We start from the raw sequence: 19,757 nt of genomic DNA on the forward strand, positions 1-19,757 counted from the left end.
CCGTCCGGGATGCCACGGTGACGGGGAGACGATGAGGAGCCGTGGCGTGGTCACCCACCTTCCCCTGATCACCCGTCCGATGGCGGAGCTGTGCGCCGACGGACGCACGGTGTTCCTGCCCGGCGGGGCGATGGCGGTCGTAACCGACGAGATCCCCACGGCCGACGACCCGTTCCTCCAGTGGGCCGCTGCCGCTGCCAGGGTCTCCGGCCCGCTGGCCACACCGCTGTTCCCACAGGAGGACTCGGAGCTGCTGCGTCGCATGCTGGCCCGGCAGTCGGCCGAAGACCTCGATCTGACTCCGGTGCACTGGCCGGAGTCAGCCGGGCCGGTGAACCTGCCGGCTCTGGCGGAGTGGGCCGACGACCTGCGACTACCGGCGCAGGTGCTGCGCACCCAGCTCGACAGCGACGACGAGCCGGTGCCGTACGGCCCGCATCGCGTCGTCGACCTGGACGCCGAGGGCCGGATCACCGCCCCCGGCACCGGCGTCACGGTGCGGCTGGCGCCGATGTCACACCGCGAGCCGTCGCCCTGGGCGGACGTACCCGCCGAGGCGTTGGAGATGCTGTCCGGGAAGCCGTACCTGTCCGGGCGGATCGTCTTCTTCGCCGACGGTGTCGAGGTCGGCCTGCCGGCTGCCCTGACCAACCACCGGTACCGCGCGGCACTGCGTGCCCACGGCCTGCGGTTCGGCGGGTCCGGCGACGACGCCCTCGCGGCGACCGGCGCCGAGCGGGTGGACGAGCCGACCGGGTACGTCGACCTGGCGTACCGGATGGACCAGGCCGGTGCCGGCGCGCACGCCGTGGTCGTCGTGGACGGCCCGGACGGCGAGTCGATCCATCTGGCGGTCAACGATGAGGCCCGCAGCCTCTCGCTGCTCGGCCCGGACGGGTCGGTGCTGCTGCCCGCCACCGAATCCGGCCGGATCCGACTCGCCCGGTACCCCGGGGAGCCGATGAGCGTCGAGGAGCGACTGATCCAGATCGCTGCGGCTTCGACTGGTAGCTCGGCCGCGGTGTCCACCGGCCCCTCCTGGGCGGAGACCACCCGCAACGAGGTGACGCCCTACACCTGGCAGGCGGCCGACGGCACGGGCCGGGTACTGGAGATCATCGGCCCGGCGGCGGCGGTCTCCACGCCCCACCTGCGCGTACTGGCGGAGGCGGCCGAGTACCTCGACCAGCCGATCATCGTGCTGGCCACCGAACGGCCCGGTCGGAAGCCCTCCCCGGAGCAGGTGTCGCTGCTGAACCGGCGCCTCTTCGTGTACCTGGGTCAGTCGGTGCTGGCCGGCGGTCACGATCCGGTGCCGGTCGTCTACACCCGCGCGTCCGCGTCGCCGGAACTCACCAGGGTGCTCGACGAGTACGGAGCGCCGCTGGTGTACGAGGCACCCGGGCTCTCCGCGCCGGGTGCGGGCGTAATGCCGCTGCTCAACCTGGGCAGCGCGTGGACGGCGCGGCGACCGGGTGGCTCCCCGGGCGGGGGTGGCCAGGCGGCACCGCCCGTCGTGGACGCGCTCAGCGTGGACCTGATCGAGGCGGCTACCGGTCTGCGCCGGGCTCCCGCGTTCACGCCGCCGACCGTCCCGGTGGTGTCGTTCCTGTCCGCCTCGCTGACCGATCCGCAGGCCATCGTGTCCGGGCTGGACCGCGCCGGACCGGCCCTGCCCGACCAGCACTCCCAGTTGCGCGATGCGGTGAACCGGGTCCCGTCGCTCGCTGGCTACCACGCGGTGCTCAGCCTGGCCAAGCCTCTGCTTCTCGACGGCCCGGCCCGGCCCGGCGGCGCGGCTGGCACCCGGGGTGCGGCCGGTGCCGGTGGCGCGGCCGGTGCCGCCGGCTCCGCAGCGCAGCTCGGCGCGATGGCACCGATGCTCGCCGACCTTGCCGGGGTGTCGTTCGACGACCGGGCCAGCCACGCGATCCTGGGCGCGATCGGCGACCTGATCGAGGGCAATCGATCGGCCGAGGAGGTGACGACCGCCATCTGGGAGTTCAAGGACGACCTGCCGAGCACGGGTGGGGTCCGGACGAACTGGATCCGCAAGATCAACGCGCTCGTGCCGTTGGTGTCCGAGGGGCACCGGGAACCCCTCGCGCAGATCCAGAAAGCGATCATGACCTGTCCCGACCCGGACAGATGAGCCCGTCCCGGCGACTGAACGGGAGGTCACCCCGGCCCGTCGTGGAGGACATGAACGAGCGGAGCGTGGCCGGATGAGCCGGGTGGCCTTCCACCGTCCGGCCCGCCACATCCTGCCGGCGCTGCCGACGGACCGGATCGTGCTGCCCGTGCCTCCCGAGGTGCCGGACGCCTCGACCGGTTCGCACGCCTGGAACCTGGTCCTGCCGCTGATCAGCAGTGTCGGTATGGCCGCCTACATGGTCAGCTTCGGGCAGCCGGCGACCATCATCCTCGGCTCGGTCTTCTTCTTCTCCTCGATCGCCGCCGTCGTCTTCCTCTTCCTCGGGCAGCGGCGTACCCGAGGGGTCACGGCCCGCAAACAGCGCCGCCGGTACCGCAGCCACCTGCGGCTCGTGCGGGACCAGGCGCGACAGAGCGCCAACGCGCAACGCGCCGCCTCCGCGCTGGCCAACCCCGAGCCGGCCCGACTCTGGTCGATCGGCGTCGGCGGCCACCGCGTCTGGGAACGCCGTCGCGACGACGCCGACTTCCTCCAGGTCCGGCTCGGCCGGGGTACGGTCCGACTGACCACCCCGATCGAGCTCGACGCCAAGATCGACCCGCTCACCGACTACGACTGGGAGTCGCAGGAGGCCGCCGAACGACTGGTGGAACGACTCGGCGTGGTACCCGAGCAGCCGATGGTGGTCGACATCGGCCGGGCCGGGGTGATCAGCCTGCTCGGCCCGCCGCCGGCCACCGCCGAGGTCGCCCGCGCTCTGCTCTGCCAGGTCAGCGTCTTCCACGCGCCGGACGACGTGCTCGTCGCGGTGGAGGCCGGCGGGGACGACCAGTGGCAGTGGGCGAAGTGGCTGCCGCACACCATCGACCCGGAACTGCGCGGCGAGGCGGGGGAGCTGTCGCTGGTCGGGGAGAGCCCGGCCGCGCTCACCGACTACCTGGAGGCCGAACTCCGGCGGCGACTCGACCAGCAGGGCAACCGGCGCCCGACCACCGGCGGACCGACCCTGCCCCGGCTGATCCTGGTGTTCACCAGCTTCGACCCGTTCTCCGAGTGGGGGCGTGGCGAGCTGATGGCCGCCCTGCTGGCCGGGGCCGGTCCGCATCTCGGCATCACGCTCGTCTTCCTGGTCCAGCGCGAGTCCGACGAACCGAGCCGGGTCAACCTGCGGCTGCGCTGTGGAGCGGACGGCCAGCTCACCACGGAGGGCAGGGCGGAGCTGGTCGTCACGCCCGCCACCGACTGCCACGTCGACCGGGTGAGTCTGGGCATGGCCGAGCTGGTCGCCCGGACCCTGGCACCGCTACGGCTCAGCGACGAACGGGAGCAGGTCCTCGCCCGCACCGTCTCGCTCACCGAGATGGTGCTCGGCGGCGACCCGATGAACTCCGAGATCACCAGCCGCTGGATCGGTGCCGGCGACCCACGGCTGCTGCGCGCGCCGATCGGCACCGACGGGGACGGCCACCCGTTGGTGCTGGACATCAAGGAGTCGGCGCAGGGCGGCTCGGGCCCGCATGGCCTGATCGTCGGTGCCACCGGCTCCGGCAAGAGCGAGTTGCTGCGTACGCTCGTCACCGGCCTGGCCCTGACCCACCCGCCGGAGCTGCTCAGCTTCGTGCTGATCGACTTCAAGGGCGGTGCCGCGTTCGCCCCGTTGACCGGGCTGCCGCACGTCGCCGGTCTGATCACCAACCTGGCCGACGACGCCGCGATGATCGACCGGGTGCTCGCCGCGCTGATGGGCGAGCAGCAACGCCGGCAACGCATGCTGCGCGACGCCGGCAACATCGACTCGGTACGCGAGTACCAGAGCCGCCGCGCGGAGGGTGCCGTCGGCACCGACGGCCGTCCGCTCGACCCGCTGCCGTACCTGCTGATCGTGGTGGACGAGTTCGGTGAACTGCTCTCCGGTCGGCCGGACTTCGCCGAGCTGTTCGTGCAGATCGGCCGGGTCGGTCGAAGCCTCGGCATGCACCTGCTGATGGCCACCCAGCGGCTGGAGGAGGGGCGACTGCGCGGGCTGGACTCCCACCTGTCCTACCGCATCTGCCTGCGTACGTTCAGCGCCAGCGAGAGCCGTACGGTGATCGGCACCACCGACGCGTACAACCTGCCACCGATTCCCGGCTCCGCGTACCTCAAGGTGGACGAGTCGATCTACCAGCGGTTCCGGGTCGCGCACGTCTCCGCTGGCTACGTCTCGGCCGAGGAACGGGAACGGGCCAGCGGTGCGAAGCCCCGCAACACCGTCGCGCAGTTCCCGCTGCGGGGAATGACCCGGATGACCGAGGAAGAGCTGGACGAGCCGCCACCGGCAGCGGAGCGGGGTGGCCAGACCGAGCTGGGCATCGTGGTGGACCGGCTCACCTCGGTCATCAGCCCGGTGCACCAGGTCTGGCTGCCGCCGTTGCCGAAGGCGCTCGCCCTGGACCACCTGCTCGGCCCGGTCGCCCACCACCCCGGCCGGGGCTACAGCGCGAAGCACTGGCCGATGACCGGTTCGTTGGCCGTCCCCATCGGCCTGCTCGACCTGCCGCTGAAGCAGGAGCAGGAAACGCTGATGATGGACTTCGGCGGGGCACACGGCAACATCGCGATCGTCGGCGCACCCCAGACCGGGCGCAGCACGCTGCTGCGGACCCTGATGCTCGCCGGGATGCTCACCCACAGCCCCGACGAGATGCAGTTCTACTGCGTGGACTTCGGCGGCGGCACGCTGCACACGATGGCCGAGGCGCCGCACGTCGGCTCGGTGGCCGGTCGCAGCGACCGTGACCTGGTGAGTCGGATGATCGTCGAGGTACGGTCGCTGATCAGCGAACGGGAGCAACTGCTCCGCGCCCTCGGCCTGGACTCCATCGCCGACCTGCGCGACCTTCGCCGCGCCGGCAAACTGCCCGAGGGGGTACGCGCCGCCGACGTCTTCCTCTTCGTCGACAACTGGGGCGCGTTGCGGACCGAGTTCGACTGGGCCGACCCGGTGATCAACGAGATCGCCGCCCGGGGACTCGGCGTGGGCGTACACCTGATCATCACGACCGGCCGGTGGAACGACATCCGCCCCGCCCTGCGGGACAGCATCGGCACCCGGATCGAGCTGCGTCTCAACGATCCCGCCGAGTCCGAGGTGAACCGCCGCCTCGCCGCCCGGGTGCCGGCGAAGGTGCCCGGTCGGGGTCTGAGCCAGCCCGGCGTCTACTTCCAGCTCGTCCTGCCCCGGATGGACGGCCAGGACAGCGTCGACGGTCTACGCGCGGCCCAGCAGGACGTCCTCGGCAAGATCGCCGCCGGCTGGTCCGGCCCCCCGGCCCCGCCGGTACGCCTGCTCCCGGCACGGATCGACGCCGCCGACGTGCCTGCGCCGCCGGACGCCGCGCCGACCGCCGTACCCATCGGGATCGGCGAGTCCGACCTGAAGCCGGTGACCATCGACCTGATCCGCGACGACCCGCACTTCCTCGTCTTCGGCGATGCCGGTTCCGGCAAGTCGTCGGCCCTGCGTACCTGGCTGGCGGCGCTCTGCGCACGACAGTCCGCCTGGGACGCGCGGGTGGTGCTGCTCGACACGCGTCTCTCGCTGCTCGACGCCGTGCCGCAGGACCATCTGGCCGCCTACGCCGGTGACCCGGACACCGCCAGCGCCTACGTCCAGCAGGTGGTCGCGAAGCTCACCGAGCGGCTGCCACCGGCCGGGATCAGCCCGCAGCGGCTACGCCAGCGGGACTGGTGGGAGGGCCCGGACATCTACGTGGTGGCCGACGACTACGACCTGCTGCCCACCGGCTCCGCAGCCCCGCTCGCCCCGCTGTCCCGCTTCCTGCCGCAGGCCCGCGACATCGGCCTGCACCTGGTGTTGGCCCGCCGGGTCAGCGGCATGGCGCGGGCCATGGCCGATCCGTTGCTCAACCGGGTCAAGGAGATGGGTTGCAGTGGCCTGATCCTCTCCGGCGACAGCCGCGAGGGCGTCGTGCTGGGCAGCGAACGCGCCGCCGCCCGCCCGCCCGGTCGGGGCACGCTCGTCGAGCGGGCCCAACCGGGCCGCCTGATCCAGGTCGCGCTCCCGCCACCCGTTTCCGAGACACCCGAGCAGGACGGTCCCGACACCGCCCCGGCGTGACCGCACCCGACGAGAGGGGGCGGATCGTCCGTCTCTCGCCCTGTCGAGCTGATAGCGGCAACGAGTCACCCTGCCCGACGGCGTAGGCGGTTCAGCTCGACAGGGCGACACCTGAAAGTAGACGTGGCGCGGTCGTCAGTAGACGTGGTGCGGTCGTCGCCGAATCTCTGCTTGAAACCGCGCAGTTCGCCGGACGTGTGGTGTGGAGTGAAGCAGAGCACAGGCGACACGCCGGTGGGTACGGGCGAGAGCCGGGGAGGGGAGGTCTGGCGTCCCCATTCCGGGACGTCGGCATAGCCCCCGGATGAGCGTGCGGTGCCACGCCTTGCCGGAGTGGGTGCCGGATGAGGGACTACCGGCTGCTCCGTACGGCCTGCGAAGCTGGGGTCATCGTCGCCGACGGCCGTGCGCGGTCGTGCGGAGGCGGAACGGCGAGGAAGGGGTTGCTGTGGTCAGCGGGCAGGCGGATTTCAGCGAGATGTTGGCTCGGACCCAGGCGCTTGAGCACGAGGTCGCCGAGCTGGCGCAGTCGATGAGCAACTCCGAGGTGGTCGGGTCGGCGGTCGGCGGGGGCGTGACGGTCACGTTGGCCGACAACGAGTTCCAGGCGGTGCACATCGACCCGCGCGTGATGGAGACCTGCGACGCCGACGAACTCGGCGACCTGGTGCTGGCGGCGCTGCGGGACGGGACCGAGCAGTTGCGGGTGAAGGCTGCCGAACGGATGGCGCTGCTGACCGAGTCGATCAACAGGCTGGCCGGGTAGCAACCGATCGTGGACCCCACCGAGGCGACGCAGACGCCGGCCCGGCGGACGGTGCGGTGGCGATCGGACTTCGTCACCGCGTTCGTCGAGCACGCCGGGTCGAAGCCGGCCAGTGACCGGCTGTCGGTCAGTGTGCCGACGCTGATCACGGTGACTGCGGTGTGCGTGCTGATCTCCCTGGTGGTGGGGATCTTCTGGCAGCTCATCAGCCCGCGCTCCAAGGCCGGGGCAGCCGACCCGGGCTACACGGCGACTGCGGGCTGGGGCTGCGACACCAGCGACCGGCACGGGTTCGACGTGCAGGGTCGCACCGACCAGTGGCGTACGGTGGCGGACGGCGGATGGTCCGAGGGCGGCTGCCGGGGCACCTTCCAGACCCTGCCGATCAGCACCGGCACCGACCAGTTCGTCCAGTGGTGGTTCGTCCCGTCCAACGGCGGGCAGTGCCGCGTCGAGGTGTACGTGCCGCGTGACCTGTCCAGTGCCGGCACCTGGGTGACCAGCGTCCGCTACGAGGTGCTGGCCGGGCGCGGCGGTGCCGGGTACGCCGAGTTCGAGGTGAACCAGGCGCAGAACACCGGACGCTGGGTGGACGTCGGCGCGTTCCCGCTGCGCGGCAGCGAGTTGGCGGTACGCGTGACGGCGCAGGCGGCGGGAGAGGCCGACGCCCGGCTCGCGGTCTCCGCAGTCCGGGCCACCTGCGGCCGGTGACGGTCGCCTTCGGGCAGCGAGTCGGAAGAGGGAGGGGAACAGTGCGAGGGCTGCGTCGGATCGTCGTGGTGTGCCTGACCGCCCTGGCCGTGCTCGGACCGGTCGGGCCGGTCCACGCCGCCCCGGCCGATCCTCCGCCCGCCCCGGCCGGGTCCAAGTACTACATCGTCGGTGAGCCGGTCGCCGGCCAGCGCGAGTCGCTGTACGAGATCGCCGCCCGCACCCTCGGCACCGGCCGACGGCACCTGGAGATCTTCGAGCTGACCAAGGGCCGTCCGCAGCCGGACGGTGGGAACCTCACCGACCCGATGGTCCTGAAACCCGGGTGGATCCTGACGCTGCCCGCCGACGCCAGCGGCCCCGGCGTCTACGACGAGTACCCGGTGGCGACCCAGGCGGCGCCCCCGGCGGCCCGGGACTCGGCGACTCCGGGACGGCAGGGCGCCCCCATCTTCGAGGCCATCGGCGTGTTCGCGGCCGTCATGCTGTTCGCGGTGGCGGTGGCGGTACTCCGTGGTGGACGGGGCACAAGGGGAGTCACCGCGCAGGCGGTGTCCGCTGGGCCGCCGCCGTTGTCGGACCCGCCGCCGCTGTCCGACCCACCCGCGTCGTCGGATGCGCCACCGGCACCCGGTCGCCCGGGCCGGTCCGGCCCGCCGCCGACCGACGCCGAGCGCGAGCTGGTGCTGGCCGGTGCCCACTCCTCCGCGCCGCCGGTCGTGGACCCGTACCCGGCGACCGCCACGTCACGGGCACCGCACCTGCCGCCGACAGCGCCCGAGCGACCGGTGGCGCCGGAACGGCCGACGGCCCCCGAGCGTCCGGCCCGTCCCTCGCTGGGCGGTCGCCTGCGGCCGATGGGACCGCCCTCTCCCGAACTGCCGCGCCGGACGCCGACGCCGGCCCCGGTGCCGCTGTCGGAGCCGTCCGCCGGACCGGAGCGGCCGGAGGTCGGCGACGCCACCGAGCTCAGCGCCGACCTGCAGGTCGAGGGGCTCAACCTGAGCGTGTCCCTGAACGGGGCCCGGGACGCGGCGGCAGCGCCGTTCGGCTGGTACGGCCCGGGTGAGGCACCACCGGCCGCCACCCTGCCGCTGCTGCTCGGTGACCGCGACGGCTGGCGGCTCTACGTCGACCTGGTCCGCTGCCCGGACGTGCTCACCGTCGCCGGCAACATGCCCGACGGGCAGCGGTACGCACGTCGGCTGATCCGGCAGGCCCTGGCCGACGGCAACGAGGTGACCGTGGTCGGGGACGTGCTCGGCGACTCCCTCCCGAACGGCTGCAACCGGGCGGCGCAACTGTCCGACGTGGAGCCCTCGCCGACCCCGGGCATCGTGGTCTGCGCCCGGCTCGGCGGCGGCGACGCACGGGTGGCCCGCGAGTTGCGGACAGCCGGAGTCCAGGTGCCGGTGGTGCTCGGTGAGGTGACGCCGTCCCGCTGGTCGATCTCGGTGCGGCCGACGAGGGAGCCCGATGCCGAGCTGTCCTGAGTGGAGCGGGCTAGGAGGCGGCGCGCCAGCCGTGGCTCAGGTGACCGTGGGTCAACCGGCCGTGCGCCACGCGTCCCTGGGTCACGTGGCCCAGCTCGATCGCCATCCGGGTCAGCTCCGCCTTGTTGGTCACGTTGAGCTTGGCCCGGATCCGCTTGGCGTACGTGTTGACGGTCGCCTGGGACAGCCCCATCCGGGTGGCGATCTGCGCGTGGGTGAGCCCGAGCGCGATCCAGCGCAGCGTCTCCACCTCGCGTGGGGCCAGTCCGTTCTCGTCGGCGTCGGCCGGGCGCGACAGGTCCGCCGTGAACCGGTCGGCCAACTCCGCACCGATATGCAGCCCGCCGGTGGCGACCACCCGCAACGCCAGGCGCACGTCGGGTTGCTCGGCGTACCGGGTGATCACGCCGCGGGCCCCGGCCCGGACGGCGGAGAGCAGGCCCGGCGGCTGCTCCCAGGTGGCGCAGACCAGCGGGGCGCCACGGGTGGCGAGCTTCCCGATCAGCTCCAGCACGCTCGCACCGGGCAGCGCCGGCAGGTCGATGAAGATGACCCGGTAGTCGGCCGGTCCGGCCTGCTCCAGCTCACCGGCCGAGCCGACCGAGGGGCCGAGCGCGAGACCCGGCTCGTCCTGCACCAGACGTTCCATCCCGACCCGCGACAACGGCTGGTCGCACACGATCGCGACCGTACCCAGATCCTGTTCCATGGCCGTACCCCTTCTCTGCCCGGTGCATCACACGACGGACGCGGGACCCGCCGTGTTCAGCGGGGTGATGGCACGGACTCGCCGACGTCGGATTGAGAAAACCAGGCACCGCCGTCCGTTGAGAGGACGTGCAAGGGGGGACATCGAGGAACGGACGAGCGTCATGACCGGCAGGCTGCCGCCGACACCGGCCACCCGGGCACGCCCGGAACACCGCCGAATCGACGGGCTCTACGACATCTGGCTGCGTACCGGCCCGGACGGTCTCCCGGTCGCGCTGCGCGGCAGTGGGACGCCGCTCGACGCCGGACAGCTCGCCGACCTGGTGCGCCGGGGCGGTGGAGCGGGCGACGACGTCCGGATCATGATGGACGGTGCCGAGGATCACGCGGAGATCTTCGCCGAGCTGGCCGGGATCCTCGGGCGGGACGTGCTGATCAGTCCGGTCGGCAGCATGCTGCGTTTCGACGGGGACCGGGAGCCGGAGCCCAGCCTGGTGGACGCCCGGACCGGGCGACCGGTGGAGTGGCTCGTCGTCCAACCCCCGGCGATGGCCACCGACCTGCCCGGCTGGTACGAGACGACCGGCGGCGTGCTGCGCCCCCGGTCCGGTGTCGTCGCCGCGCCACTGCCCGGTGGGCTGACGCTGGCCACCCGCGCCGACTTCGTGGCCCGCCGGGCCGCTGCGGTGGACCTGGCCCCGGGGCACCCGGAACTGACCACGATCGGGGTGTCGGTCCGGGGCGGTGGCTTCGTGGTCGGCGACTACACCGGCTCCTATCGGGTGACCGGTGGGCGTCAGCTCGCCGCTGCCCTTTCCGACGTGCCGTTGTACGGCAGCGAGATCCGGATGTGGCTGCACTGGCCCTCCGACCCGGAGGAGCGGCAGCGCCTGCACGCCAATCTGGCCGCGTTCGCGGACAACACCGGGGCGATCGTCTGGGCGCCGGAGCGTACCGCCGCCCTGGAGGTCCTGGAGAGCTGCCAGGACCTCAGTGCGGTGGACCGGGCCGGCGGCCCGGCCGAGTGGCGTACCTATCTGCCGCCGATGGCCGCCTCGCCGCGCTTCGAGCCGGACCAGGATGGTCGGCTGTCCCCGGCCGGGCGGATGGTCGTCACGCCCTATCCGGGCGCACCCCTGGTCAGCGTCGCACCCGCCCGCCAACGGGCGATGAACTCGCGGTACAGCAGCCTCCAGGCCCAGCACGGGCTGTTCCGGATCGACCTGACCATCCTCAACGACGGCCGGTGGGCGGTGCAGTACGCCGACTCCGGGCCGCACGCGCTCGGGCCACGGGTGCTGCAACGGATGCTGCGCACCGCCGGATGGCAGGGGGAGGACCTGTTGCTGCTGGCGAGCTATCCGGCCTCCGCCGAGGCCGGGGTCCGCCACTACGGCAGCCGGTTGGTGGAGGGGCTGCGCGCCGAGGTGTGGGTGCTGCCGCCGGGGGCCGCCTTCGACAGCGTCGACGGTACGGCCCGCGCGGTCGACGAGCGGGGTCGTCCGGTCGACTGGCAGCGCCTCGACCAGGACGACTCGCAGCGCCGCTGGCAGAGCGACGACGGTGTGCTGGTCACGGCGGAGAGCAACAGCCGGAGCACCACCGTCGAGGTGACACCGTCGGTCGACCGGCAGCAGGCGGGTGAGCCCGGGGCGTCGGCTGTGGCCTCGGCCTCCGACGTCCGGGCGTACCCGGCGCCGTCGTCGGTGGGCCGCGTGCCGGCGGTGACGTCGGACCCGGTGCCCCCGGTCCCGGTGCACGCCGCCCTGCCCCTGCCCGTGCCGACGTCCCCGGCCCCGGAGCTGCCCCCGGCCCCGGAGCTGCCCCCGGCCCCGGAGCTGCCCCCGGCCCCGGAGTCGCCCCCGCCCCCACCCCCGCCGCCGTTCACCCCACCTCCGCCGTCCACTTCTTCGACTGCACCGACCCGGGCGGGCGGCTGGGCCCAGCCCAACCGGACCGAGCCGAGGCGCGTCGAGCGGCAGGTCGGGCCACCACGACCGCTGGTCGGACCGGTGGCGGGCCCGCGTCCGGCGAGCGGGCCGCGCGTCGAGGCCGGTCCGGTGCGGGAACCCGATCCGCGAGCGGAGCGACGCCCTGGTCCGGTCGTGGAGCCCGGGTCGGGGACGCCGCGACGGCCCGGTAGCGGCCCGGTGATGGAGCCCGGGTCGGGGCGGCGGCCCGACCGGCCCGCCCCGCCGCCCGGGCCGGAGCTTCCGGTCAGCGCCGCACCTAAGCTCGGCACGGTACGTCGGCCGGTGTCGCACGCGATCTACTGGATCGCCGAGCGACCGACCGTGAACGCCGATCCGGTCGAGCTGTACGTGGTCGCCGGCTGCTCGCCGACCGAGGCCACCGGCACCGGCGTACCCACCGCGAACCTGTTCCTGGTCGGCACGCTCCGCCCGCCGGTGCCCGCCGCGCTGCGGGCGGACGAACACCTGCTGCGGGTACGCGTCCTCGCCGGTGGCGCGGTGGACATGTCCTCGATCACCGTGCACGAGCCGCCGGCCCTGCACGAACTGCTCGTCGACCGGGACGAGTCGTACCTGCTCCCGGGTGGTCTGCTGGACCGAACCCAACTCGTCGCCGGGTTCGGTGTCGACGCGTCCGGGCGGTACGTGGAGCAGCCGGTCGCCCCGTCCACGCCGCCGTTGGCGCTGCGCTGCACCGGTGCCGGGCACGGCGTCGAGGGGTTGCCGGCCGACCTGCCCCGCTGGCCGTACGAGGCCGACGCGCTCGCCTACGCGCTGGTGCGCGATCCCGGGTCGACGATCCGGAACCAGGGACTGGTGCTGCTGCGCAACCGGCCGCGTGCCCGTCGGGGGCGGCTGCTGGTGCAGGTGCGGGTGCCGTGGCGGTGCGCGGTCGACGTACGGGCGACCGTGGCGCAGATCGGCGACCTGCCGCAGATCCGGTCGGCGGCCGGTTCGATGCTGGAGGCCGGCGCGGGCCTGCTGCTGCCCCGGGAGGCGAACGAGGAGGTCGAGGTCGTCCGGCTGCTCTCGGCGGGCCGATTCGGTTGGCGGACGGTGGGCGAACCGGAGATGTCGTTGGCCGACTTCCTCGCCAGCCGGGCCGACACCACCACCCGGCCGGGCAGCACTGCTGGGACCAGACCTGGGCCCCACTGAGTCCTTCGGCTCACGCCGCCCGCCGCCCGAATCACTAGCGTCCCGATTGAGCGGTGCGGGGCAAGGGTCCGGGTCCTGGGGAGGGCTGCAGCGATGGGTGCCAACGTTGGTGTGCAGGAGCGGGTCGAGACAGATGTCGACCTCGATCACCGGATGCGGCGTGTCTTCGCGGACAACGCCCAACCGTTGTACTACTACCTGCTGCGGCTGACCCGGGGGCAGGGCCAGCTCGCCGAGGACCTGTTGCAGGAGACCATGCTGCGGGCCTGGTCCCGGCTGAGCGAACTGCCCGCCGACGACGCCACGATCCGCCGGTGGCTGTTCATCGTGGCGCGGAACCTCTCGATCGACACCGCCCGTGCGCGGGCCGCCCGACCCACCGAGGTCTACGGGATGGACGTGAGCTGGGCCCACTCGCCGGACGACGAGTTCGACGGCCTGCTCGACCGGTTCGCCCTGGCCGACGTGCTGCGCAAGCTCACCCCCGAACACCGTGCGGTGCTGGTCGAGCTCTACTACGGCGACGTGTCGGTGGCCGAGGCGGCGGCCCGGATCGGCATCCCGGAGGGGACCGTACGATCGCGGTCGTTCTACGCTCTGCGCGCCGCGCGGGGCATCATCGGCGGGCCCGGCGCACTGGCGGCGTGATCGGAAACTCCCGACGCGGCGACTGAACGTCGTGGCGACCGGGACCGTCGTGGAGTCGTGAGTCCGGACCCGGACGGGCACGACGAGGGGGCGAGGGAGATGTTGGTCAGCCGGTACCCGTCACGGGTGGGACGGTACGTGGTGGTGGTGCTCGGAGTACTGCTGGCCGCACTGCCCGTCCTCCCGGCCCGCGCCCAGGCCGCACCGTACGTCAAGTACTACACGGTGGAGTCCGCGTACGCGGGCAAGCCGGAGGGTCTGCGCGACATCGCCGAGCGTTTCCTCGGCACCCGGGACCGCGCGGAGGAGATCTTCAACCTGAACGTCGGCCGGGCCCAGCCCGGCGGCGGTGCCCTCACCGACCCGAGTCAACTGCGTGCCGGCTGGCACCTGGTGCTGCCGTGGGACGCGGTCGGTGACGGGGTGGAGCGCGGCTCGCTGCCGTCCCCGTCGTCGCCGTCGGCCCGTCCACCGTCGGGCGGGGCCTCCGCCGCACCACCCGCGACGAACCCGCTGCCCCGCCCCACCCTTCCCAGCCCCAGCCCCAGCCCCACCCCGAGTCCGAGCGGGACCAACAAGCCCGGTTCGGGGGGCGCCAAGTGCGGCACTGCGACACGGGGCGACAAGGACCGCGCGGACTGGGCGGAGCGGCGGATGTCACCGGAGCGGGCGTGGTCCCGGAGCCGGGGCGAGGGCCAGATGATCGCGATCGTGGACTCCGGTGTGGACGGCAGCCTCGCCGAGCTGCGCGGCCGGGTCACCCAGGGCATGGACGTGGTGGCCGGTAGCGGCCGGGGCGACGTCGACTGCCTCGGTACCGGCACCGCGATGGCCGGTATCGCCATCGCCCAGTCCGGCTCGAAGGGCAAGGTGACGGGAGTGGCTCCGGAGGCGACCGTGATGCCGGTCCGGGTCGTCACCACCAAGGCCGAGTCGCAGCCGGCGGACCAGGCGGCCGGTATCGAGGTGGCGGTGGCCGCCGGTGCCACCGTGATCGCACTCGGGTCGTACGTGGACCCGAACGTCCCGGCGGTCGCCGAGGCGATCGCCACCGCCGTCAAGCACGACATCGTCGTGGTCTCCGCCGCCGACCTGGAGTCGAGCGACCCGGAGTCGGGGCTGCCGGACCGGGGCATGCTGCGGGTCGGCGGCATCGACGGCGACGGCAAGATGGCGGCCAGCTACCGTGCCGGGGGCGTGGACGTGGTCGCGCCCGCCGTGGACGTGGCGAGCCTCGGCATCGGCGGTGCGGGCGAGTTCGTCGGCAGCGGCACCCAGTACGCGGTGGCGTACGCGGCGGGTCAGGCCGCGCTGGTCCGGTCCGCGTACCCGAACCTGTCGGCCGCTCAGGTGACCGAGCGGATCCGCAGCACGGCCAGCCGCACCGCGGAGACCTCGGAGGATCCCGCCTCCTACGGCGACGGCGTCATCGACCCCTTCACCTCGGTGAACGCGGCGATGGAGAGCGACGGCGGGGCGGCTGCCCCGAACGGCCCGCCGGCCGGTGACAGCGACTCGTCGACCAGCGGCGGCCAGGTGGCCATCTTCGTGCTCATCGGGTTGGTGCTGGTGGCGGTGACGGTGCTGTCGGTGATGCGGCTGCGGACCGTGCTGCGCTCCGACGACCGCAAGGACCCCGAACCGGAGCTCGACGCGCCCGCGATGCGTCCGGCCGACCCCTCCGATGCGCAGCGGTTGAGGTGATCGCCAAGTGACGGGGCAGCCAGCGGTCTCCGTCCCGGCCAGCGCGCCGTCCGGCCGCATCGAACGGGTCTCCACCCGCCCGTGGAGCCGGCACCGCACCATCTCCTCGGCGATCCGGGCGGCCCGTGACGGCGGCGTGGTGTCGGTGGTGGCCGGCGTGTACCGCGAGTCGTTGACCGTGGACAAGTCGGTGACGCTGGTGGCCGAGAACGACGGCGGCGCGGTCGAGCTGGTCGCGCCGCACGGTCCGGCGCTCGCCGTACGGTCCGGGTCGGCCACCGTCCGCGGGTTCGTGCTCAGCGGCTCCGGTGCCGTGGTGGTCGCCGCCACCGGCCGGATCGCGCTGGAGTCGACCACGGTCACCGGAGGCGCGGTCCAGGTCAGCGGGGACGCCTCGGCGACCCTGCGGGACTGCGCCATCCTGCGTACCGGGGCGGCTCCCGGGCTCATCGCCGCCGACCAGGCGACGGTGGAGGGCACCTCGGTCGAGATGACCGAGACCGGGGGCGCCGCCGTCGAGGCCGCCGGTAGTGCCCGGGTCACCCTGGCCGACAGCCGGATGGGCGGTGTCGGCGCCGGTGCGCTGGTGGCGGACAACGCCACGCTGACGCTCACCCGGTGCGAGATCGGGCCCAGCGGCGGGGTGGGTGTCGAGGTCAGCGGCGGCGGGCAGGCCCGACTGACCGACTGCCAACTGCACGACCTGGCCGCCGAGGGGCTGCGGGTCAGCGGCAGCGCGACCTTCGGTCCGGACTGGTGGCCGCCGCTGCGGCCCGAACACGCCGGGACCTCGGGCACGGGGGAGACCGGCGAGACCGGCGGGGTGCTCGTCCGGCGGTGCACGATCAGCCGTGCGGCCTCCGCTGGAGTGCTCCTCGCCGGGTACGGCCACCTGCACCTGGACGAGTCGACCGTGGACGCCGCCCGAGGTCCGGGCGTGCTGGCCGGCGGCGACAGCCGGCTCTCGATGGCCGGCAGCCGGATCAACCAGGCCGGTCAGACCGCGCTCGCCGTCCGGGACCGCGCCGAGGTCCGCCTCACCGGGGGCACCTTCGCCGACTCGGCCGCCAACGGGCTCTACGCCGCCGACGACGGGCGGATCCTGATGCACGGCAGCGAGGTGCGGCGCTCCGAGTACAGCGCGGTGCACCTCACCGGTACGGCCAGTGCCGCGCTGGTCGAGTGCACCATCGCGGACACCCCCGAGTTCGGGGTACGCGCCTCGGACCGGGCCCTGCTTCGGGTGGAGGGCGGCACCATCACCGGTGCCGGACTCGGCGGCGTGCAGATCGACGGTGGCGCCGACGCCGAGTTGCGCGGGCTGACCGTCACCGACTCCCGGGCCGGCGTACGCGTGGACACCCCGCACCGCCCGCTGCTGACCGACTGCGAGGTCCGCGACGTCGAGCAGACCGGGATCGAGGTCGCCCCGCACGCCGCGCTGCTGGCCCGGAACTGCCGGATCGCCTCCTGCGGCGCGGCCGGAGTGCTCGTCGACGCGTACGCCACACCGACGCTCGAAGAGTGCGAGATCACCGACATCGGCGGCAGCGGGCTGGTGCTCTGGGAGGGCGCCGCGCCGATGATCCGCAGCCTGACCGTGCGGGAGTGCCGCAAGAACGGCGTGTACGTCGGCGACGGCGCGCACGGCAGCCTCACCGACTGCGACATCTCCCGGACCGACTACCCCGCCGTGCACGTCGGCGCCGACGCCGATCCGGCGTTGTTGCGCTGCCACGTGCACGACGCCGGGGCCGACGTCGACCAGACCGACCAGGGCCGGGCGACCTTCGAGGAGTGCTGGAGCACCGACGTCGCCGAGGCGACCCTGCCGACCGAGCCGGTCGCCGCCCGCGCGGTGCCGGCCGGTCCCGGTCCGCGTCGCCCCGCCGCCGCACCCCGAGCCGGTGCCACCAGCAAGGTGCCGGAGTTGGCCGACCTGCTCGGCCAGCTCGACGACCTGGTCGGGATGGCCCGGGTCAAGCGGGACGTGGGCACCATGGTCAAGCTGGTGCAGACCGTCAAACGTCGTCGGGAGGCCGGTCTCGCACCGCCGCCGATGTCCCGGCACCTGGTCTTCGCCGGCAACCCCGGCACCGGCAAGACGACCGTGGCCCGGCTCTACGGGCAGTTGCTCGCCGCGCTGGGCATGCTCGAACGTGGACACCTGGTCGAGGTGGACCGGGGCACGCTGGTCGGCGAGTACGTGGGCCACACCGCACCGAAGACCCAGGCGGCCTTCCGCAAGGCCCTCGGCGGGGTGCTCTTCATCGACGAGGCGTACGCCCTGGTACCCACCGGGGGCGGGACGGACTTCGGCCAGGAGGCGATCTCGACGCTGGTGAAGCTGATGGAGGACCACCGGGACGAGGTGGTGGTGATCGTCGCCGGTTACCCGGACGAGATGCGGCAGTTCGTCGCGGCCAACCCGGGCCTGTCCTCGCGCTTCTCCCGGACGCTCAGCTTCGAGGACTACTCGTCCGTGGAACTGGTCCAGATCGTGGAGAAGCAGGCGAGCCGACACCAGTACCACGTCGCGGAGGGCGGCCGTGCCGCACTGCTCACCTACTTCGACGGCGTCCTGCGGGGCGAGGGCTTCGGCAACGGCCGGTTCGCCCGCAAGGTCTTCCAGATGATGACCGAGCGGCATGCCGCCCGGATCGCCGAGATGGACGCGCCCAGCACCGCCGAGCTGAGCACGTTGGAGGCCGACGACCTGCACGCCGACGACCTGGAGGTGGCCGGATGACACGGCTCGGGTGCCGGGAGGGCCGATGAGCGGCGAGCGGAGCCGGATCACGGTGGTCGGCACCCGCCGCCGACTGGACGTGTCGGTGCCGTCCGGGGCACCGGTCGGCGAGTACTCGGCCCGCCTGGCCGAGATGTGCGGCCAGGACCGGGCCGACGTGCTTCCGCCGGCCTGGTCCCTGGCTCCCGCCGGCCATCCGCCGCTGCCGCTGGACGCCACCCTGCTCGATGTCGGCGTGGTCGACGGCCAGGTGCTGTACCTCCGCGACGCCGCCCAGGAGCCGAACGACGCGCCACTGGTGGAGGAGATCGAGGAACTCGTCGCCGACGAGACCCACCGGCATCGCCAGCAGCGACTCCGGGGTGGCACGACCGTCCTCGGCCTTGGTCTGTTGTGGACGACGGTGGCCGCGATCACCGCGGGACTCCGGTTCGAGGGCGGTGCCGGCACCGCCGCCGGGCTCGTCCTGGCCGCGTTGGGCCTGCTCGCCGGAGCGTGGAGCCTCACCCAGCACCGCGAGGTGGTGCCGGACTGGCTGCGGATGGCGGTCGCGTTGACCTCGGTGCCGTGTCTGGCGGCGGCCGGCATGCTGGTGACCCGGGTGCTCGGCGCGACGGCGTACCGCTGGGACGGCGCGGTGTTCGGCGCCTGCCTGGCCGCGCTGATGGCGCTGGTGGTCATCCCGACCGCCGCATTGGTCGTGGTGCAGTTGCACCTGACCGTCGGCCTGGCGCTGGTGTCCCTGATCCGGGCGCTGGACACCGACCGCGCCGGTGCCGCCGCGGTGGTCACCGTGACGGCGATGGGGATCATCGCGGTGGCCCGGCGGATCGCCGCCACCGTGGCGTCGTGGGGACAGCGCCGACCGCCGGACCAGTCGGCCGCCCTGCCGGTCACGATCGGGCTGGTCGACCGCTCCCACCGACTGCTCTCGGTGGTGCTCGTCGGTCCGGCGCTGGCGCTGACCGCCGCGCTTCCGGTGCTGGCCTCGAACGGCGGCGGCTGGGCGGTCGCGTTGACCGCGGTGGCCAGCATCGCCCTGATGGCCCGCTGCCGGCTGGTGGCGTTCTCCGCCGAACTGCTCCTGCTCGGCACCGCCGCACTGGTCGGCTGCTTCAGCCTGATCCTCGCGGTCGTCGGGATGCTCGGCGCGGGCCCCGGCGCGACCCTGGTCGTGCTCGTGCTGGCCGGGCTCGGCGTCGCCGGAGCCGGGGTGGCGCTGAGCCTGTTGCGTCCCTCGACACCCGAGCCGCCACGCGACGGGCCGATGGTGCACCCCTCGGCCCGTCGCCGCAGCCGGGCCGAGGTGTTCGGGGTGATCACCAGTCTGCTCATGGTGCCGTTGGCGCTGGGCGTGCTCGGCGCGTTCCGACACATGGTCGAGGTGGGTCGCAACATTTTCTGACCCCCAGGGGGACGGGACCACAGCCCGAATGGGGACTTTCGGGCATCCCGCTTAGGGGTGCCATGGTGTACGACGGGTGCGGCGTGCCGCAGTGGCGGCGACCCGCATGAAGTGGCGACGAGGCGAGGTATCAGGTGCCCGGCGGCGACGGTTGCAAGGAGATC

Annotated in this window: 11 protein-coding genes; 10 read left to right on the forward strand and 1 reads right to left on the reverse strand. The window is 73.3% G+C overall.

The annotated features are described in order from the left end of the window. Positions 1-31 precede the first annotated feature (31 nt). The 5 genes from ACIBMZ_RS10330 to ACIBMZ_RS10350 all read left to right on the forward strand — a co-directional run bounded on the left by ACIBMZ_RS10330 (position 32) and on the right by ACIBMZ_RS10350 (position 9,245). A complete protein-coding gene (locus ACIBMZ_RS10330) occupies positions 32-2,152 on the forward strand; it encodes a hypothetical protein (RefSeq protein WP_396692268.1) in 2,121 nt (706 codons plus the stop codon). 73 nt (positions 2,153-2,225) lie between these two features. After that, complete coding sequence (gene eccCb, locus ACIBMZ_RS10335) at positions 2,226-6,275, forward strand: type VII secretion protein EccCb (protein WP_396692269.1); 4,050 nt, start codon at positions 2,226-2,228, stop codon at positions 6,273-6,275. A gap of 478 nt (positions 6,276-6,753) precedes the next feature. Then, on the forward strand, positions 6,754-7,041 hold the full coding sequence (locus tag ACIBMZ_RS10340; protein WP_396692270.1) for a YbaB/EbfC family nucleoid-associated protein: 288 nt from the start codon (positions 6,754-6,756) through the stop codon (positions 7,039-7,041). Positions 7,042-7,050: 9 nt separating this feature from the next. Then, positions 7,051-7,752, forward strand: a complete 702-nt coding sequence (locus tag ACIBMZ_RS10345; RefSeq protein ID WP_396692271.1) for a hypothetical protein — start codon at positions 7,051-7,053, stop codon at positions 7,750-7,752. Positions 7,753-7,793: 41 nt separating this feature from the next. Next, positions 7,794-9,245, forward strand: a complete 1,452-nt coding sequence (locus ACIBMZ_RS10350) for a hypothetical protein (protein WP_396692272.1) — start codon at positions 7,794-7,796, stop codon at positions 9,243-9,245. A 10-nt stretch (positions 9,246-9,255) separates the two neighbouring features. Here ACIBMZ_RS10350 and ACIBMZ_RS10355 read toward each other — a convergent pair whose 3' ends face one another. After that, positions 9,256-9,954 carry a LuxR C-terminal-related transcriptional regulator gene (locus tag ACIBMZ_RS10355; RefSeq protein WP_396692273.1) on the reverse strand — a complete coding sequence of 233 codons (699 nt, stop codon included), beginning with the start codon at positions 9,952-9,954 and terminating at the stop codon, positions 9,256-9,258. Between the two features lie 163 nt (positions 9,955-10,117). Between ACIBMZ_RS10355 and ACIBMZ_RS10360 the strand changes: the two genes are divergently transcribed. The 5 genes from ACIBMZ_RS10360 (at position 10,118) to ACIBMZ_RS10380 (ending at position 19,593) form a co-directional block, all read left to right on the forward strand. Beyond that, the gene (locus ACIBMZ_RS10360; protein ID WP_396692274.1) at positions 10,118-13,087 is read left to right on the forward strand and encodes a hypothetical protein; all 2,970 of its coding nucleotides are present in this window, start codon (positions 10,118-10,120) and stop codon (positions 13,085-13,087) included. A gap of 93 nt (positions 13,088-13,180) precedes the next feature. Further along, positions 13,181-13,735, forward strand: a complete 555-nt coding sequence (locus tag ACIBMZ_RS10365; protein ID WP_396692275.1) for a sigma-70 family RNA polymerase sigma factor — start codon at positions 13,181-13,183, stop codon at positions 13,733-13,735. A gap of 57 nt (positions 13,736-13,792) precedes the next feature. Next, the gene (locus tag ACIBMZ_RS10370; protein WP_396692276.1) at positions 13,793-15,439 is read left to right on the forward strand and encodes a S8 family serine peptidase; all 1,647 of its coding nucleotides are present in this window, start codon (positions 13,793-13,795) and stop codon (positions 15,437-15,439) included. Between the two features lie 7 nt (positions 15,440-15,446). Then, positions 15,447-18,188, forward strand: a complete 2,742-nt coding sequence (locus ACIBMZ_RS10375; protein ID WP_396692277.1) for a right-handed parallel beta-helix repeat-containing protein — start codon at positions 15,447-15,449, stop codon at positions 18,186-18,188. 25 nt (positions 18,189-18,213) lie between these two features. Beyond that, positions 18,214-19,593 carry an EsaB/YukD family protein gene (locus ACIBMZ_RS10380; protein ID WP_396692278.1) on the forward strand — a complete coding sequence of 460 codons (1,380 nt, stop codon included), beginning with the start codon at positions 18,214-18,216 and terminating at the stop codon, positions 19,591-19,593. Positions 19,594-19,757 lie beyond the last annotated feature (164 nt).

It is taken from the genome of Micromonospora sp. NPDC049900, assembly GCF_044461025.1.
GTDB lineage: Bacteria > Actinomycetota > Actinomycetes > Mycobacteriales > Micromonosporaceae > Micromonospora.

Bases quoted from the DNA above. Each gene is read 5' to 3' on its own strand.
- ACIBMZ_RS10330 (WP_396692268.1), top strand. From the start codon at position 32: ATGAGGAGCCGTGGCGTGGTCACCCACCTTCCCCTGATCACCCGTCCG.
- eccCb (WP_396692269.1), top strand. From the start codon at position 2,226: ATGAGCCGGGTGGCCTTCCACCGTCCGGCCCGCCACATCCTGCCGGCG.
- ACIBMZ_RS10340 (WP_396692270.1), top strand. From the start codon at position 6,754: ATGTTGGCTCGGACCCAGGCGCTTGAGCACGAGGTCGCCGAGCTGGCG.
- ACIBMZ_RS10355 (WP_396692273.1), bottom strand. From the start codon at position 9,954: ATGGAACAGGATCTGGGTACGGTCGCGATCGTGTGCGACCAGCCGTTG.
- ACIBMZ_RS10360 (WP_396692274.1), top strand. From the start codon at position 10,118: ATGACCGGCAGGCTGCCGCCGACACCGGCCACCCGGGCACGCCCGGAA.
- ACIBMZ_RS10365 (WP_396692275.1), top strand. From the start codon at position 13,181: ATGGGTGCCAACGTTGGTGTGCAGGAGCGGGTCGAGACAGATGTCGAC.
- ACIBMZ_RS10380 (WP_396692278.1), top strand. From the start codon at position 18,214: ATGAGCGGCGAGCGGAGCCGGATCACGGTGGTCGGCACCCGCCGCCGA.